This is a genomic window from Actinokineospora lacus (genome assembly GCF_053813445.1).
The window spans coordinates 70,026-86,985 of record NZ_JBQERA010000015.1 but is presented as its reverse complement, the minus strand read 5'-3'; the positions used below and the strand labels follow the sequence as shown (position 1 = coordinate 86,985).

Genomic DNA, 16,960 nt, shown 5'->3' with positions numbered 1-16,960 from the left:
CCTCACAGCGCGACTTCCGTCCGGGGTGCCAGGCGGAACGCGACCAGGTCGGCGAGGAGGTTCACGGTGATCGTGGTGACGGCGAAGACGACGGCCAGTCCTTGCACCACCGGCAGGTCGCGCCCGGCGACGGCGTCGACCAGGGTGGTGCCCAGGCCGGGGATCACGAACACCGCCTCCACCACGATCACGCCGCCCAGCAGCCAGTCCGTGGTGCGGGCGACCTGCTGCACGGCAGGCGCGAGCGCGTTCGGCAGGGCGTGGGTGAGGCGGACCCGGGTGAGGTTGAGGCCCAGCCTGCGGGCGTGGCGCACGTAGTCCGAGGCGAGCGCGTCGAGCATGCCCGCGCGGACGAGTCGGCTGATGGAGCAGATCGGGCGGGCCAGCAGGACCAGCAGCGGCAGCACGAGCACCTCGGGCTGCGCGGCCAGGTCCGCGCCGACCGCCGTCGGCGGCAGCCACCCCAGGTGCACGCCGAACAGCGCGATCAGCACCACCGCCAAGGCGAACTCCGGGATCGAGTGCAGCCCCACGCTGATCGTGGTCAGCACCCGGTCGGCGACGCTGCCCTCGCGCAGCGCCGCCAGCACCCCGACCAGCACGGCGATCGGCAGCAGCAGCACCAGGGTGAGCGCCGCCAGCACCACTGTTGGGCCGACGCCGTCGAGCAGGAACTCCCCGACCGGCCGCCCGGAGACCAGCGAGACGCCGAAGTCCAGCCGGGCCAGCCCGGACAGCCACTCGGCGAACCGCTCCGGCGCGGGCCGGTCGAGGCCCATCGCCGCCCGGATCTGCGCGACCCGCTCCGGGTCCGGGTTGTCCCCGGCCAGCGCGACCGCCGCGTCGCCGGGCAGCGCCTGCACGAGCAGGAAGACGGCGGTGACGACGGCGAGCACCTGGACGGTGCCCAGCGCGAGCCGCCGCGCCGCGTAGGCGCCCAGGCTCACCCCAGCCACACCCGGTCGAACCGGGCCCAGTCCAGGGTGTTGGCGGGCGCGGTGGCGATGCCGCCGACCTTCGGGGCCGTCCCGACGATCCAGTCGGCGAAGCCCCACATGAGGTAGCCGCCCTCGGCGTGCAGGGTGCGCTGCATCTGCCGGTAGGCGTCGGCGCGCTGCGCGGCGTCCGAAGTGGACACCACCTTCTCGTACAGCGCGTCGAAGTCCGGCCGCGCCCACTTCGTCACGTTGGTGCCCGACCCGCTGAGCAGGCGCTGCGCGATGTGGGTCTCGATCGGCATGGCGCCGGAGCGGAAGCTGGACAGCGAGCCGTTCTTGAGGGTGTCGGACCAGTAGCTGTCCTTGTTGCCCATGCCCACCTCGATGGTCAGCCCGGACCCCTTCACCTGGTCGGCGAAGACCGTGGCGGCCTCGACCATCCCGGCCGCCGCGGCGGAGGTGTCCAGCGTGACGGTCAGGCCCTCGGCGCCTGCCTTGCGGATGAGGTGCCGCGCCCGGTCGAGGTCGCGCTCGCGCTGCGGGATGTCCTCGGCGTAGTGCTGGTAGCCCTTGCCGAACAGGTCGTTGCCGACCTGCCCGCTGCCCGCCAGCACCGACTCCACGAGCTGACCGCGGTCGGCGAGCAGGAACATCGCCTCCCGCAGGTCGCGGTTGTCGAACGGCGGGCGGTCCAGCTTCATGGCGAACGCCTGCGCCGCGCTGTTCGGGGAGCGGTGGATCGCCACCCGGTCGCCGCCGCCGTGGCTGCGGGCCGTGGTCGGGGTCAGGTCGTGGGCGTACTCGACCTGCCCGCCCAGCAGGGCGTTGGCGCGCGCGGACTCGTCGTTGGCGATGACGAACTCCAGCTCGTCCAGCAGCGGCGCGGACTCCCAGTAGTCGGGGTTGGCCTTGAGCAGCGTGGAGCGGCCCGGCTGGAACGACACGAAGCTGAACGGGCCCGAGCCGACCGGGCGGGTGAAGTCCTCGGCGCCCTCGGGCACGATGTACGCGCCGAACGCGGCCAGGGCGTTGGGGAACTCCACGAACGGCCGTTTGAGCGCGAACTCCACGGTCCGGTCATCGACCGCGCGGCTGTTCGGCAGGTCGACCAGCGCGAGGCTGGACTTGGCGCGGAAGGCGCGGGCCGGGTCGAGGACGCGCGCGTAGCTGGCGAGCACGTCCTGGGACCGCACGGGCGCGCCGTTGTGGAACACCGCCTGGCGCAGGGTGATCCGCCAGCGGGTCAGGTCCGCGCTGGGCTCCCACTTCTCGGCCAGCCGGGGCCGCGGGGACACGTCGTCGCCGAGGTCGGCGAGCTTGTCGAACATCGCCTTGGACCGCGCGGCTTCCACGAACAGGTTGGCCAGGTGCGGGTCGAGGACCTCCTTGGCGCCGCCGCCCGCGAACGCGGCGCGCAGCCTGCCGCCGCCGCGGGAGGCGGTCGAGGTGCCGCACCCGGCGAGGGTGGCGGCGGACAGGCCCGCGGTGAGGCCGAGGAAACCGCGGCGGTTCAGGTTCATGGTCGTTCCTTTCGGTGGGGACGCAGACGCGCCACGACGTGGAGCCGGTCGCCGGAGAGGGCCGCGCCCAGCGGGGCGCCCGCGTGCCACGGCGGGTCGGTGCGCGGGCCGGGGGTGTCGAACAGGGCCAGGACGTCGAACCCGGCGAGGTCGAGCAGGTGGCGCAGCTCCTGGGGGAACAGCAGCCGCCACGCGGAGGTCTGCGCCAGCGGCTCGCCGAGCCCGGCCCAGGTCCACTCGCGGCGGCGGCGCAGCAGCTGGGCGGCGTGGTCGACCCACAGCTCGGTGCGCGAGGTGTACTCGGTGCCGCGCCAGGTCACCGAGCGGGTGCGCGGGGCGTCGAGCAGCTCGGTGCTGCCGAGGAAGAACGCGCCGTTGCGCATCTCCGCGACGAGCAGCCCGCCGGGCACGAGGTGCTCCCGGCAGCGGCCGAGGAACGCGTCGAGGTCGGCGTTGGTGTGGCAGTACAGCAGCGCGCTGTCCAGGCAGGTGACGACGTCGAACCGGCGGCCGAGGGCGAAGGCGCGCATGTCGCCGACGACGGCGTCGACCATCGGGTGGTGCTCGCGCACGTGCGCCACCATCCGCGCTGAACTGTCCACCGCGGACACGCGGTATCCGTTGCGGGCCAGCCATCCCGCGTCGCGGCCGGTGCCGCAGCCGACGTCGAGCAGGTCCCCGCCGCCGCCGAACCGCGTCACGATGTCGTGCGCGAACCGCGCCGCGAGGTGCCCCGGGTCGGGGAACTGGTGCTCGTAGAGTTCCGGGTTGTCGGTGAGCAGGTTCATCCGGTGACCTCCGCGAGGGCGCCGCGGCGGTGCAGGCACAGCACGCCCCCGGCGGTGACGAGCCCGATCGCGGCGCACAGCAGCGCCGCCGGCCGGTCGCCTGACCCGAGCACCCACCCGATGAGGGCGTTGCCGAGCGTCGCGGCGATCCCCGACCCCAGGTAGAACATGCCGAAGTAGGTGCCGGACAGGCTCGACGGCCCGAACGACGGGATCAGGTCGTAGACGAACGGGTGGGCGATCATCACCCCGACCGCCAGTCCCAGCGCCGCCAGCAGCACCGGCACGAACCCCGGCCACGCGGCGGGCACCAGGAACCCCGCCCCCATCACGGCCACGCCCGTGGCGATCGCCGGTCCGCGCGCCCACCGCGACAGCGCGCGGGTGACCCGGACCTGGAACAGCAGGGTGGCGGTGGTGGACACCAGGAACAGGGCCACCACGCCCGACGGCCCGACGGCCTCCTGCGCGCGCAGCGGGAGCAGCAGGTAGAGCTGGTTCTGCAGGGCGAACACCCCGCTCAGCACGCAGGTGAACGCGATGAACCGGCGGTTGGCCAGGCACTCGCGCCAGTCGCCCAGGACCGTCCCGTCCCGGCGGGTGGCCGCGCGCGCGGGCAGCGCCACGGCCTGCGCGACGGTCAGCGCCGCGAAGATCCCGGCCGCCACCACGGCGGCGAGCCGGAAGTCCCACAGCAGCAGCACGCCGCCCAGCACCGGCCCGACCAGGGCGCCCGCCTGGCCGTAGACGTTGAACCGGGCGAACGCCTCGGTGCGCGCGGCGCCGGACTCCAGGGCCACGTAGGAGCGCACCGCCGGGTTGAACAACGCGCCCGCGACGCCGCTGAGCGCGGAAGCGCCGAGCACCACCGGGAGCGAGTCGCCCACGGCGAACAGGCCGAACCCGACCGCGCGCAGACCGCAGCCCGCCAGGATCGCCGCGCGCGGCCCGAGCCGGTCGGACACCGTGCCGCCCACCAGGAACAGGCCCTGCTGGCTCAGCGTGCGCACGCCCAGCACCACGCCGATCACCGCCGCCGACATGCCCAGCGCGCCCAGGTGCGCGGCGAGGTGCGGGATGAGCAGGAAGAAGCCGGTGTTCACGGCGAACTGGTTGACCAGCAGCAGCCGCACCGCCAGAGGTAACCGGGTCATCGCCGTGCCACGCCGAGTCCGGCCGCGCCCGCGAGCCGCAGCGTGCCGTCCTCGCCGCCGATGCCCGTCCACGGGTCGTCGGCGAGCAGCAGGTGCCCGTCGAGGTCGACCCAGCGGGCGTGGCCGGTGAGGTGGACGGCGGGCGCGATGCCCAGCGTGCTGGCGACCAGGCAGCCGAGCATCACGTCCAGGCCCGCGGCGCGGGCGGCGGAGATGACCGCCAGGGCGGGCCGGATGCCGCCGCACTTGGCGAGCTTGACGTTGACCCCGTCCACCGCGCCCGCCAGCCGCCGGACGTCGGCCGGGGTGGCGGCGTCCTCGTCGGCGATGAGCGGCACGGGGCACCGCTGGCGCACCCAGGCCAGGGCGCCCGGGTCGCCCGGCGGGATGGGCTGCTCCACCGCGTCCAGCACGACCCCGGACGCGGTGAGGCGCTCGACGGTCCGCACCGTCTCCTCCGCGCTCCAGCCGCCGTTGGGGTCGAGCAGCAGCCGGGCGTGCGGCGCGGCGGCGTGGACGGCGGCCACCGCGGCGAGGTCGCACTCGGTCCCGGCCTTCACCTTGAGCACCGAGAAACCGCGCCGCGCCAGCGATTCCGCTTGTGCGGCGGCGTCCTCCGGCGTGGTGATGCCGATGGTGTGGGCGGTGGGGGTGTCCTGCCATCGCGGCACACCCGCGAGCGCGTGCACCGGGACACCGCGCCGCCGCGCGATCAGGTCGTGCAGCGCGGCGTCGACCGCCGCCCGCACCCCGGCAGGCCAGGTTCCCCCGTGCAGCGCGTCGAGCGCGGTCTCGGGTTCGGCCGCGTCGGCGAGGACCGGGCGCAGGTTCTCCAGCACCGCGGCGATCCCGGCCAAGTCCAGTCCGTAGTAGACACTTGTCACGACCTCGCCGTGACCGCGCAGACCGTCGTGCTCCACCACGACCCGGACGGCGTCCCGGCGGGCCATCACCGACCTGGAGATGCGCAGCGGTGCGCTGAGGTCGAGGCCGTAGACCTCCCAGTCGAGCCTCACGCGGGCACCGCCACCCTGGGCGCGGCGACGGATCGGCACCGCGTCCACGCCACCGCCTCGACCGAATCTGGTTCGCCGATCTCCACCGGCCGGTCCGCGGCCGGGCCCAGCAGCCCGCGGCCGCGGCAGAAGTCGTCGTCGAAGATCGTGCCGAGGTACCGGTGCGGGCCGTCGGGGAACACCGTCGCCACCACGGCGCCCGGCTCGACCCTGGCCACCCAGGCCGCGACCAGCGCGACCGCGCCGGTGCTCCACCCGCCGCTGACGAACGCGCCGCGGGCCAGCAGGCGGCACGCGTTCACCACCTCCACCGGGCCGAGCCAGTGCACCTCGTCGAACTCGGCGTGGGCGACGTTGCCCGGGTGGATGCTGCTGCCCAGCCCCCGCATCACCCGGGCCCGCGCGGGCTGGCCGAAGATGGCGGAGCCGACCGCGTCCACGCCGATCAGCCGCACCCGCGGCCAGTGCCTGCGCAACTCGGCGATCACGCCCGCGCTGTGCCCGCCGGTGCCGACGCTGCACACGAGCACGTCGACCGGGTCCAGCTGCGCGACCAGCTCCCGCGCCAGCCCGGCGTAGCCCGCCGGGTTGTCGGGGTTGTTGTACTGGTCGGGCCAGTAGGCGCCGGGGTGCTCGGCCAGCACCGCGCGCAGCCGGTCCAGCCGGGCCTGCTGCCAGCCGCCGACCGGGTGCGGGCGGTCCACCACCTCCAGGCGGGCGCCGTGGGCGCGCAGCAGGGCGCGCATCGACGGTTCCAGCTCGGAGTCGACCACCAGCACGACCGGGTGCCCGAGCGCCTGGCCCGCGAAGGCGAGGCCGAGGCCGAGCGTGCCGCTGGTCGACTCCACCACCACGGCGCCGGGCCGCAGCTCGCCGCGCTCCCTGGCCGCGAGCAGCATGGACACCGCCGGGCGGGCCTTCATGCCGCCCGCGCTCAGGCACTCCAGCTTCGCCCAGAAGCCGCCGTGCCGGTGCGGCAGCGGGATGTCCACGCGGACCACGGGGCTGTGGCCGAGCAGGTCGAGCAGGCGCGGGTTCACGAGGGGCGCTCCGTGTGCTGGTGGATCGTCGTGGGGCCGCCGTCGAGCCAGAAGAACGGGTACGGCTCGGCCGACACCGCCCGCACGCCGTGCCCGATGAACCACGGCAGCACCGCGCAGGCCGTCTGCGCGAACATCACCACGGGGACGCCCGCCGCCGATGCCCGCCGCAGCAGCGGTTCGAACGTGCCGTTGCCGACGGTCATCCCCGAGGCGAGCACCAGGTCGCAGCCGTCGACGGCGCTCTCGGCGTCGGCCAGGATCGGCTCGTCCCACTCCGTGCGGCCGCCCTTGAGGTCGCACGGCACGTAGCCGACGCCGCGCTCGCGCAGGTGGTGCAGCAGCGAGTTGACGACGCCGACCACCAGCACCCGGTCACCGGGAGCCGGGTCGAGCAGGTCGACCACGGCCCCGGCGCGCGCCAGGGACTTCTCCAGCGACGTGCCCGGCCCGACGGTCACCGGCTTCGCGCCGGAGAGCGCGGGCGGGCGGACGTGCATGAGGTAGGCGTCCAGCGCCGCCGTGCGCAGCGCGGGGTTCGAGTGATCGAGCAGGTCGAGCACCGTGCGGCCGACGCAGTCGTACACCTCGTCGTCGTCGATGCGCTCGACCGCGCAGGAGCCGACGGCCTCCGCCACGCGCAGGCTGACCACGGTGTTGCGGTAGGACCGCCCTCGGGTGGCGTGCCGGACGCCTTGGCGGGTGGTGAACCCGACGCTCACCGGGCACGCGGCCGGGTCCGGTCCCCAGGCGCCGCCGCGGACCAGGTCCAGCAGGTCGGCCATGGTCACGCCTGCTCCCCGGCGTAGTCGACCGACAGGCCGCCGACGAGCGCCTCGGCCCGCGCCCGCGCGCCCAGCCCGGCCCGGTCGGTCACCAGCACGTGGCCGAGGTAGCTGTTGTTGCTCGTCGGGTCGCCCGCGCGGTGCCCCGGCTGCTTCACCGACCACTCGGCCACGCCCGGCGCCGCCGCGAGGGCGTCGGCGCCCCGGACACCGGCCACCACGCCCGCGCGCGGCGGCAGCAGGAACGAGATCGCCGCGCTGCGCACGCCGGTGTCGGCGGGGGTGAGGTCGGGGTGTTCGCCGATGGCCAGCCGGGCGTGGGCGGCGGGCAGGTCGATGCCGGTGACGCGGCGGACGAGCTCGGTGATCTGGTTGCCCGCGGGCCGGGGGTTGACCTCGACGACCCGTGGGCCGCCCGGGGTCAGCTTGAGCTCGGTGTGCGCGACGGCGCGGTCCAGCCCGAGCGCCCCGATCGCCGCCACCGCGACGGCTTCCGCCTCGGCGGTGGGCAGGTCGGCGGGGAACATGTGCCCGCTCTCCACGAACCACGGCCTGCCCCCGACGCTCTTGTCGGTGACGCCGACGACGTGGGTGACGCCGTCCACCGTGACGCTCTCCACGCTCACCTCGGGGCCGGTCAGCAGTTCCTCCAGCAGCACGGCCCGCACCCTGGGCTGGTCGCGCGCGTTGACCGGGAACGCCTCCAGCGCGGCGAACGCCTCGCGCAGCCCGGCCTCGTCGGCGACCTCGCGCACGTGCATCCCGGCGCAGAGGTCGACGGGCTTGACCACCAGCGGGTAGCCGAGCCCGGCGGCGGCCTCGCGGGTCGCGGGCCAGTCGTGCGCCAGGGCGAACCGCGGGCCGGGCACCCCGGCCTCGCGTAAGGCGGCGCGGGTGAGGTCCTTGCGGCAGGCCCGTTCGACGGCCTCCGGCGCCGACCCTGGCAGCCCGAGCCGCGCGGCGACCCGCGCGACGGTCGGCAGGTAGTAGTCGCAGGAGGACACCACCCCGTCGAACCCGAGGACGCCGTGCAGGCGCTCGACGTGGTCGAGCAGGCCGGGCAGGTCGTTGGTCTCCGCGGTGAGCACGTTGGCCGCGGCCAGCAGCGGGTGCGGGTTCGCGGGCGCCGACCGCAGGTAGTGGTGCAGGTCGCGGGTCAGGAAGGTGAACCGGTGCCCGCTCTCGCCGACCGCCCTGGGCAGCAGCGAGCTCATGGCGCCGACCCAGCTCTCGATCATCAACAGGTGAGCCACATGTCCTCCTGGCGCGGAACGGTCACGACCAGGGAATGATAATCATTGTCATTCCCTGGGCAGCAGCGACCCCTGTTCTCGACGCGCCCTCGCAGGTCAGGCTATATGGAAACGATTATCGCTTCACACCCTCGGCGGCCTGCCTGGTTCGCCACGGTGGCGGGGTGAGCGTGATCGACCGAGCCCGTCCAAGGCGCGCGCTGTCCGGGTACTCCACAGTGGGCCATCGCCGTCGTCGCCGTGCTGGTCGCGGTTCTCGCCGCGGGGGTGGTGCTCTCACCAAGCGGGCAATGGCGTCGGATCGTCCCGGGGGTCAGTGCTTGATCGGCAGGACCAGGTGCTCGAACATCCGGGTCAGCTCGGTGTCGGGGTCGTCGGTGAGGCCGGAGTGGGTGGGGGAGGTCTGGAGCAGGGTGCTGCGGGGGGCGGTGAGCCAGCGGAAGCGTTTGCCCGTGGGGATGGCGGTGACCGGGCCCGCGCCGCCGCGGCAGGTGGCGCCGAGGTGGTCCAGGGTGTCGGTCAGGGTGTCCAGGTCGATCGCCGGGTCGAGGGCGCGCAGGCGGTCGGGGTCGACGTGCGTGCGGCAGCGCAGGTAGTCCAGGGCGGCGCAGTAGAGGACCACGCCGACGTTCATGGCCTCGCCGCGGTCCTGGCGGGGGACGGCGCGCAGCAGCGCGTACTCAAACACGTGCGGCACGGGTGGCCTCCAGCGTCTCGACCCAGGTCGCCGAATCCGCCACGCGGGCGGAGAAGTAGGCGGTGTACGCGGCGCGCGCGGCCGCGGCGTCGGGGAACGCGCCGTCGGCGGTCAGCCAGTCGTCGGGGACCAGGGCGAGCACCTCGGCCAGCAGGGCCGGGGTGACCTGGGGCGCGAGGTCGCGGTCGGCCTCGGTGACGGGACCGGCGACCGGGAGCATGACGTGGTCGGCGGCCTCATAGCGGTAGTGCGCGGCGGGCGCCCAGCCCGGACCCCAGCGGTGGTGGAAGTACAGCGCGGCGCCGTGGTCGATGAGCCAGACGTCGCGGTGCCAGAGCAGCAGGTTCGGGTTGCGCCAGCTGCGGTCGACGTTGAGGGTGAGCGCGTCCAGCCACAGCAGCCGCGCGGCCAGGTCCGGCCCGGGGTCGCGGACCAGCGGGGTGAAGTCGAAGGAACCCGGCAGGTAGTCCAGCCCGAGGTTGCGGCCCCCGGAGGCGTTGAGCAGCTCCTGGACCTCCTCGTCCGGCTCGACGCGCCCCAGCTCGGGGTCGAGGTCGACCAGCACGATCTCCGGCACGCGGAACCCCAGCGCCCGCGCCAGCTCCCCCACCACCAGTTCGGCCACCAGCGCCTTGAGGCCCTGGCCCGCACCGCGGAACTTCACCACGTACATGCCGAGGTCGTCGGCCTCGACCAGGCCGGGCAGCGACCCGCCCTCGCGCAGCGGGGTCACATAGCGGGTGGCCGCGACGACCCGCAGCTCAGCAGAAGCCACCCCCGCATCCTGCCCGACCGGCCCGGCGCCCCGTCGGGGTGGTGGCCGTCGAGCGGGCCGCCACCCCGGTGGGGGTCACGCGTTGCCGTAGTCCACCAGTTCCACCAGGAGGTTGCTGGCCGGTCCCAAGTGGACGAACGCCACCCGCAGGCCCGGTCTGCCGCCGCGGCAGGGGTGTTCGTCCACCGGGACGGCGCCGCGGGCCAGCAGGGCCGGGAGGTCGGCGTCGATGTCGTCGACCTCGTAGGCGACGTGGTGCAGGCCGGGGCCGCTGCGCTTGAGGTGGCCGCTGACGGCGGCGCTCGGGGTGCTCGGGCAGACCAGCTCGATGGACGCCTGGTCGCCGGGCCGCTGCCAGAACTGGGTGTCGACGCCGAAGGTCTCCACGTGCCCGTCGTAGGTGAGCTTCATGTCCAGCAGCCCCAGCGCGGCGGCCGCGCCGGGCAGGTCGGCGGTGACCAGGCCGATGTGGTCCATGCGCAGGATCACGCCGCTGCCCTCGCGGCGGTGATCGCGGCGGCGAGGGCGCCCACGTCCTTGATGGCGAAGTACCGCTGGAGGTTCAGCCGGACCCCGAAGTGCTGCTCGATGCCGGTCAGCAGCCGCAGGGCCGCGTAGCTGCTCCAGTCGGGGAGGGCGTCGAAGCGGGAGTCGGCGGCGATGTCGGCGGCCGGGTGGTCGGTGACCTGGCTGAGCAGGTCGGCGACCTCGGTGAGGACCGTGGTGACCTCAGGCATGGGTGACTACCTCCAGTGTCGTCCAGTCAGGACGGACGTGCGGGCGCGGGTTCAGGGGCAGGGTGTAGCGGGTGCGGTCGTCGTCCAGCGCGAGGGCGCCGAAGCCGACCGACGGGTAGAACGCGGCGGCGGGCAGGTTGCGGCCGGTGGCGCGGAAGTCCGCCTCCACCCGGGACACCCCGTCGGCCAGCGCCAGGTCCAGGACGTGCTGGAGCACGGTCTGCTCCACGCCGCGGGTGAAGACGCGGCAGCTCATCACGAAGTTCTCGATGAGCCAGTGGTCCGGGTGCCGCGACACCCAGACACCGCCGACGACGCCCTCGCGGCCGAACCGGTCGGACACCTCGAAGACCAGGATGACGGCGTCGTCGGCCGCGGCCATCTCGCGGGTGCGGGCCTCCGGGTGGGCGGCGCCGACCATGGTGAACTGGTTGGTGCGCCCGCCGAGCTGCACCAGGCGGGGCAGGCTGAACTCGTCGGCGGGGCGCACCGCGACCCGCAGGTCCAGGCTGCGCAGGTAGTCCTCGGCCGAGCCGAACTCTGTCTCGGCCTGGGTGCGCTCGGCGCGGGCCTGGTAGAGGGTGGTGCGCTCGCGGTCGGTGTCGGTGATGGTCAGGACCTCGAACAGGCCGGGCCGCGACAGCGCGCCGAGGTGGTCGGCGGGGTCGCCGTCGAGGTGCAGGACGGTGACCTCGGGGATGGCGCCGCGGACCAGCTCGGTCTCGAAGCGGCTGTCGTCGGCGAAGACGAAGCTGTCGAGGCCGAGGTTCAGCTGGGTGGCGAGGTGGCGGAGGTTCTGGTCCTTCGGGTGCCAGTTCACCGCGCGGGCGGCGATGTCGGCCGGGCGCAGCACCAGGTCCGGGTGCTCGTTCAGCACCGCGTCCACCACGGTGGCCTCGTTCTTGCTGCACAGCGCGAGAATCACGCCCTGCTTGCGCAGCGCCACCGCCCGCCGCTGCACGGCGGTGAAGCAGTTTCCGGGGTACAGCGGGCCGACCTGGATGCCGGTCGGGCCGTCGTCGCCGACGACCCCGCCCCACACGGTGTTGTCCAGGTCCAGCGCCAGCACCTTCTTGCCGACGCCGAGCACCGCCCGGCAGAACGCGGCGGCCTCCTCGGCGTAGCGCAGCTCCGCCTCCGGGGACCACGCGGCGCTGGCGAAGCGGTAGAGGCGCTCGTCGCGCGGGGCGGCGGGCGTGTCGACCAGCACGGCCTCCAGGTCGAGGGCGTGCACCCGCCCGTGCCGCTCGGCCAGGCCCAGCAGGTCGCTGTTCAGCTCCCGCCAGGCCCGCCCGAGTGCGGCCCGCGCGTCGAAGGCGATGACGCTTCGGTAGTGCGCGGGCGAGAGCGGCACGGTGTGCACGAGCACGGCCGAGCCCGCGCGCCCGGTGTAGGAGCCGACGGCGTGCTCCAGGCTGGACACCCGCAGCCGCAGCGCGTCGGCGAGCCCGGCGATGTCGGTGGGGTCCCAGTCGGCGGGCAGGTACCAGTCGTCGTGGGTCAGGCACAGGGTGACCTGCGGGTCGAACGCGGCGAGCGCCGAGTCCGGGCTGGTCAGGTCCACCGCGAGCTGGTCGAAGCCGGAGACGTGGATCTGCGGGGCGATGCCGCCGCGCAGCAGCGCGATCCGCAGCAGCGGGGCGACGCCCGCCGCGGTGAAGGTGCCGGTGACCGCCACCCGCAGCGCGCGGCGGGCGCCCAGCAGCTCGCCGGGCACCGTGGCCAGCAGCCGCCCGGCCTCCAGCAGGGTGGGGATGTCGGTGAGCGCGCCGAGGTCGGCGAGCAGGGTCGGGTCGGGCGCGGCGCCGGGGGCGGCGAGTCCGCGCACCCGGGCGAGCAGCGTTTGGGGTCGCATCGTGTCCTCAGATCGAGAGCAGCGTGCACAGCCAGTGCATGCCGCTGGCGGTGCTGGTCAGGGCCACCACGTCGCCAGCGGCGAGCCCGGTGGCGTAGTGCTCCAGGGAGAGCAGCTGGTCGGCGCAGCCGACGTGGCCGTGGGTGACGGCCACCTCCGAGTTCGTCCACTCCAGGGTCATGTCCAGGTCCTTGGCCATCAGGGTCAGCGCCTGGACGTTGTCGTGGAGGTGGATGAGCCGGGCCAGCTCGGCCGGGGCGATGCCGACGCGGGCGCACGCCCGGCGGACGACCTCGTGGTTGTTGGCGCGGATCGTGGAGACGAACTCGAACATCCGGCGGATGTCCCCGGCGAAGAACTCCTCCAGCCGCGCGGTCGGGCTCTTCACCGCGACCTCGGACGGGTCCTGCCCGGTGAACGGGCGGGCGGCCGCGCCGATGTCCATGCGCATGAAGTCGGCGTAGCGGCCGTCGCTGATCACCTCGGTGGCCAGCCAGCGCAGCCGGGGATGGCCGCGGCGGACCACGGCGGCGGCCGCGCCGTCGGAGAAGACGCTGGTGTTGATCTCCATTCGGTTCCAGTACGGCTCGGCGACCCGGTTGGCGCCGATGATCAGCGCGGTGCGGTAGTCCGGGTGGGTGGCGAACTTGCCCGCCACCGTGTCGAACGCGGCCACTCCCCCGCCGCACGCCTGGGTCAGCAGCACGGCCTCGGCGCGGGAGGCGCCGATCCGGGCCTGGGTGGCCCCCGCCGGGTCCCAGTAGAGGTACTCGGCGATGTCGGACATGGCCAGCACGACCAGGTCCACCTCGTCGGCGCTCACCCCGGCGTTCGCCAGGGCGAGGTCGGCGGCGCGCGCGGCCAGGTCGGTCAGGCCGACCCCGTCGGCGGCGCGGTGGAAGCCGCGGTAGCCCCAGCTGAGCACGCGCTCCACGTCGTCGGTGTAGTCGGCAGCGGCGTCGGCCACGGCCACGGGCTCACCGAGCACGTGCCCGAACGCCACGATCCCGAAGTCGGTCACCGGACTTCCTCCATCCTCAGCTCGTCGGCCGCCGCGAGGAACGCGGTGGCCACCTGGTTGTGCGGGGTGCGCCGGTAGCGCACGGCCAGCGGTCCGCCGTCGCGCAGCGCGGCCAGCACCCGGTCCTGCACACCCTTGCCGAGGACCACACAGGACAGTGAGAACACGTCGACGACGCGCTCCCCACCGACCCTGCGGACGCCGACGGCGCCGCTGATGCCGTAGTCGCCGAACCGGTCGCGCACCCGTACCGCGATCAGCTCGCGGCCGGGGTCGGCCAGGTCCTGGCCGTCGTGGCCGAGGGTGAAGTCCTTGGCCCGGCTGACCACCTCGGCGACCTTCGCCGCGGTGTCCGGCCGCACCGGCTCGCACTCGACCTCCAGCCGCAGCCCGGCCACGAAGTCGGCCAGCGACGGCGTCGCGGCCTCGGTGACCGCCGCGACCGCCGGGGGCGGGGGCGCAGGGACGGGCAGCCGGTCCAGCAGCCCGGCCCGGCGCAGCTCGCCGGGCCACGCCTCGGCCACGGGGCCAAGCCGCACGACCGGACCCGGCCACGCCACCACGGCCGTGTCACCGGCAAGCCCGACCGGGTGGCCCTGTGTCTCGACCGCGTCACCGGCGGGCCCAACCGAGCGGCCCGGCACCACGGCCGCGTCGCCGGCAAGCCCGGCCGGGTGGCCGGGCGCCGCGGGGGCGCCTGCCGCGGGGGTCGCGTCGATCAGGGCGAGGGAGTCCGGTGGCACGCCGAGCGCGGCGGCGAGTCCCGCCGGGTCCGCGGCGGGCGTCCACGCGTCCAGCAGGTCGGCGGCGTCGCCGACCGGGCCCCAGCCGCCGATCCGGGCGCCCGCCGCCCGCAGCGCCGCGATCAGCCCGGCGTCGGCGGTCCCGGCCAGGGCCACCGCGCGGGGCGTGGCGCCGAAGACCGCGCGCAGCACGCCCGCGATCTGGGCGGCCAGCTCGGCGAACACGGACTCGGTGTAGGGGATGCGGGCGAAGCGGAACAGCGCCGGGTGGTGCGCGGCGCGGGCGCCCACCGCCCGCACCGCCTGCTCGGCGTCGACCACCCAGGCGTCCGGGCGCTCGGCCAGCCGGGCCCGCACCAGCTCCCTTGCCGCCACCGCGGCGGCGGGGACGGAGCCGGGCAGGCTGTCGTCGAGCGCGCCGCGGGCGCGGTGCTCCGGGACCGCGGGGAGCACCACGACCAGGCAGGCCCGCCACCGCCGGGCCGCGGCGGCCGCGGCGTCCACCGCGTGCGCCAGCTCGGCGGCGTAGTCGGCCGGGTCGGCCGCCAGCTCCTCGAGCCGGGGGGCCACGACGAGCACGTCCGGGCGGTGCCGGGCGGTGGCGGAGTCGTCGTCCAGGCACTGCTGGACGATCTGGTTGAACGGCGCCACCCGCACCTGCGGCGCGAGCCCGGCGTCGGTGAGCGCCACGCCCAGGTAGGGCGTCAGCGGGTCGGCGGTGTAACTGGCCAGCAGCGCGATCCGCAGCACGGGGGCGGCGGGCACCTTGGCGATGTCCTGCCAGCGGGTGCGGACCGCGGCCAGGTCGGTGGTCTCGGTCATCGCTACACCTCCGCCCCGTTGGCGCGCAGCACGCCGCGCACGTCGCCGATGGTGCGCACGCCCGCGATCTGCTGGTAGTCGAAGGACAGCCCGTAGGCCTCCTCAAGGGACACGATCAGCTGGATGTGCCGCATGCTGGTCCAGGTGGCCAGGGTGTCGGGCCCCGCGGTGTCGACGACCAGGGCAGGGTCGACGTCCAGGGCGCCCGCGACCACGCGGGCGAACTCGACGGTCATGACCGCCCCCGCAGGCTCAGCGGCCGCATGTCCGTCCACACGCGACCGACGTGGTCGAGGCAGGCGGCCTTGTCCCCGGCGAACCCGGCGTCGCGCCAGCCGGTGGCGGCGGCCTTGTGGGCGGGCCAGAGCGCGTACTGCTGCTCGTCGTTGACGACGACCCGGTAGTGGAACTCGGTGCTCATGGTGGTTTCTCCTCCCTGGAGTGGTCAGTCGACGAGCGCGGGCGCGGGCTTGGCGGGCCCAGAAGCGGGTTCGGCGGCGGGTTCGGCGTCGTGGTCGGGCACGAGGGTCTCGACCTCGCGGACGGACTTGGCGAACCAGCCCGCGGCGCCGACGGCCACCCCGAGCACGCCGACGATCACGAACATCAGGCCGATGCCCGCGCCGGGACCGGTGCCGACCAGCCAGCCGAAGGTGCCCGCGAGCGCGCCGCCCTCGGTCATCGCGGGCTCGAAGACGTGGTCGGCCAGCGGGCCCGCGGCCAGCATGCCGATGGGGATGGACAGGTTCTCGATGAACAGCCGGGCGGCGAACACCCGGCCCTGCACGGCGGGCTCGACCTTCTCCTGCCAGATGGTCTGGGCGAGGCCGTCGATGAACGGGATGAACAGCTGCACGAAGAACAGCCCCGCCGACCAGGCGACCCAGCCGTCCCCGACGCCGTAGAGGATGCGGCCGAGGATGCTGAACCCGAGGATCGCGCCCAGCACGACGGTCATCTTGCGGCGCGGGAACTTGAGCACCCCGAGCAGCACCCCGCCCAGCACACCGCCGACCGCGCCGAGGGTCTGGACCAGGCCGAGCGTGCCCTCGTCGCCGCCGCTGCGGGCCAGCACCAGCGGCACCAGCAGCGCCCAGCCGACGGCGGCGAGCAGGCTGATCCCGAACAGCACGCCCTGCAGGGCCAGCAGCGGCGGGCGGCGCAGGATGTACTGGAAGCCGTAGAGGGAGTCGCGCCACATGCCCGTCCTCGGCTCGTCGGAGTGGACCTTGGGCGGCAGCACGACCAGGTAGACCGCGATGACCGCGACGACGTAGGTCAGGCCGTCCACGAGCAGGATGACGGTGATGTCGGTGGCGGAGAGGAAGGCGGCGGCCAGCGCCGGGGCGAAGATCACCGGCAGCGTGCGGACGGCCCACATCATGGCGTTGGCCTTGGTGTACTGACCTTTTTCCATCATCACGGTGATGGCGGCGGAGTAGGCCGGGACCTGGATGGCCAGCAGCGCGCCGGTGACGGCGTTCACCAGGTACAGGTGCCACATCTGGGCGTCGCCCGCCATGAACAGCGCGAGCAGCCCGAAGGTGACCACGATGGACCCGACGTCGCTCAGGACGATGGTGAGCCTGCGGTCCCAGCGGTCGACGATGCTGCCCGCGATGGGGCTGAACAGCACGGTCGCGCCGAGGCCGAAGAACATCATCAGGGCCATCTCGGTGGCGGAGCCGGTCTGCTGCCACACCCAGATGCCGAGGACGAAGTTGGTCATGCGGGTGCCGAGCGCGGACAGTATCTGCCCGAACCACATGATGGTGAAGGCGCCGAATCCGGAGGGGCGTTTCGTCATTTCCTGGTG

At 74.4% G+C, this 16,960-nt stretch carries 18 protein-coding genes; all 18 read right to left on the bottom strand.

The features are described from left to right. Positions 1 to 2: 2 nt before the first annotated feature. The 18 genes from ACTG9Q_RS29190 to ACTG9Q_RS29105 all read right to left on the bottom strand — a co-directional run bounded on the left by ACTG9Q_RS29190 (position 3) and on the right by ACTG9Q_RS29105 (position 16,951). The gene (locus ACTG9Q_RS29190; protein WP_455576141.1) at positions 3 to 947 is read right to left on the bottom strand and encodes an ABC transporter permease; all 945 of its coding nucleotides are present in this window, start codon (positions 945 to 947) and stop codon (positions 3 to 5) included. Then, positions 944 to 2,458 (bottom strand): ABC transporter substrate-binding protein, encoded by a 1,515-nt coding sequence (locus ACTG9Q_RS29185; protein ID WP_455576140.1) that lies wholly within the window; start codon positions 2,456 to 2,458, stop codon positions 944 to 946. Before ACTG9Q_RS29185 ends, ACTG9Q_RS29190 begins: the two co-directional genes overlap by 4 nt. After that, positions 2,455 to 3,246, bottom strand: a complete 792-nt coding sequence (locus tag ACTG9Q_RS29180) for a class I SAM-dependent methyltransferase (RefSeq protein WP_455576139.1) — start codon at positions 3,244 to 3,246, stop codon at positions 2,455 to 2,457. Before ACTG9Q_RS29180 ends, ACTG9Q_RS29185 begins: the two co-directional genes overlap by 4 nt. After that, on the bottom strand, positions 3,243 to 4,400 hold the full coding sequence (locus ACTG9Q_RS29175; RefSeq protein WP_455576138.1) for an MFS transporter: 1,158 nt from the start codon (positions 4,398 to 4,400) through the stop codon (positions 3,243 to 3,245). Before ACTG9Q_RS29175 ends, ACTG9Q_RS29180 begins: the two co-directional genes overlap by 4 nt. After that, entirely contained in the window at positions 4,397 to 5,416 is a 1,020-nt protein-coding gene (locus ACTG9Q_RS29170) for a dipeptide epimerase (RefSeq protein WP_455576137.1), read from the bottom strand. The genes ACTG9Q_RS29175 and ACTG9Q_RS29170 overlap by 4 nt, the downstream gene beginning before the upstream one ends. Continuing rightward, a complete protein-coding gene (locus ACTG9Q_RS29165; RefSeq protein ID WP_455576136.1) occupies positions 5,413 to 6,456 on the bottom strand; it encodes a PLP-dependent cysteine synthase family protein in 1,044 nt (347 codons plus the stop codon). Before ACTG9Q_RS29165 ends, ACTG9Q_RS29170 begins: the two co-directional genes overlap by 4 nt. After that, the gene (locus ACTG9Q_RS29160) at positions 6,453 to 7,241 is read right to left on the bottom strand and encodes a Rossmann-like domain-containing protein (protein ID WP_455576254.1); all 789 of its coding nucleotides are present in this window, start codon (positions 7,239 to 7,241) and stop codon (positions 6,453 to 6,455) included. The genes ACTG9Q_RS29165 and ACTG9Q_RS29160 overlap by 4 nt, the downstream gene beginning before the upstream one ends. Before the next feature lie 2 nt (positions 7,242 to 7,243). Next, positions 7,244 to 8,494, bottom strand: a complete 1,251-nt coding sequence (locus tag ACTG9Q_RS29155; RefSeq protein WP_455576135.1) for an ATP-grasp domain-containing protein — start codon at positions 8,492 to 8,494, stop codon at positions 7,244 to 7,246. 313 nt (positions 8,495 to 8,807) lie between these two features. Next, complete coding sequence (locus ACTG9Q_RS29150; RefSeq protein ID WP_455576134.1) at positions 8,808 to 9,191, bottom strand: DUF3037 domain-containing protein; 384 nt, start codon at positions 9,189 to 9,191, stop codon at positions 8,808 to 8,810. Further along, on the bottom strand, positions 9,175 to 9,966 hold the full coding sequence (locus ACTG9Q_RS29145) for a HipA family kinase (RefSeq protein WP_455576133.1): 792 nt from the start codon (positions 9,964 to 9,966) through the stop codon (positions 9,175 to 9,177). Before ACTG9Q_RS29145 ends, ACTG9Q_RS29150 begins: the two co-directional genes overlap by 17 nt. Positions 9,967 to 10,041: 75 nt before the next feature. Further along, entirely contained in the window at positions 10,042 to 10,455 is a 414-nt protein-coding gene (locus ACTG9Q_RS29140; RefSeq protein ID WP_455576132.1) for a VOC family protein, read from the bottom strand. Then, positions 10,452 to 10,703, bottom strand: a complete 252-nt coding sequence (locus ACTG9Q_RS29135) for an acyl carrier protein (RefSeq protein ID WP_455576131.1) — start codon at positions 10,701 to 10,703, stop codon at positions 10,452 to 10,454. Before ACTG9Q_RS29135 ends, ACTG9Q_RS29140 begins: the two co-directional genes overlap by 4 nt. After that, entirely contained in the window at positions 10,696 to 12,558 is a 1,863-nt protein-coding gene (locus ACTG9Q_RS29130; protein WP_455576130.1) for an HAD-IIIC family phosphatase, read from the bottom strand. The genes ACTG9Q_RS29135 and ACTG9Q_RS29130 overlap by 8 nt, the downstream gene beginning before the upstream one ends. 7 nt (positions 12,559 to 12,565) lie before the next feature. Further along, the gene (locus ACTG9Q_RS29125; protein WP_455576129.1) at positions 12,566 to 13,579 is read right to left on the bottom strand and encodes a 3-oxoacyl-ACP synthase III family protein; all 1,014 of its coding nucleotides are present in this window, start codon (positions 13,577 to 13,579) and stop codon (positions 12,566 to 12,568) included. Further along, on the bottom strand, positions 13,576 to 15,144 hold the full coding sequence (locus ACTG9Q_RS29120; protein WP_455576128.1) for a hypothetical protein: 1,569 nt from the start codon (positions 15,142 to 15,144) through the stop codon (positions 13,576 to 13,578). The genes ACTG9Q_RS29125 and ACTG9Q_RS29120 overlap by 4 nt, the downstream gene beginning before the upstream one ends. A 2-nt stretch (positions 15,145 to 15,146) precedes the next feature. Continuing rightward, the gene (locus ACTG9Q_RS29115) at positions 15,147 to 15,380 is read right to left on the bottom strand and encodes an acyl carrier protein (protein ID WP_455576127.1); all 234 of its coding nucleotides are present in this window, start codon (positions 15,378 to 15,380) and stop codon (positions 15,147 to 15,149) included. Further along, complete coding sequence (locus tag ACTG9Q_RS29110; RefSeq protein ID WP_455576126.1) at positions 15,377 to 15,565, bottom strand: MbtH family protein; 189 nt, start codon at positions 15,563 to 15,565, stop codon at positions 15,377 to 15,379. The genes ACTG9Q_RS29115 and ACTG9Q_RS29110 overlap by 4 nt, the downstream gene beginning before the upstream one ends. A gap of 24 nt (positions 15,566 to 15,589) precedes the next feature. Next, on the bottom strand, positions 15,590 to 16,951 hold the full coding sequence (locus ACTG9Q_RS29105) for an MFS transporter (protein ID WP_455576125.1): 1,362 nt from the start codon (positions 16,949 to 16,951) through the stop codon (positions 15,590 to 15,592). Between the last annotated feature and the right edge of the window lie 9 nt (positions 16,952 to 16,960).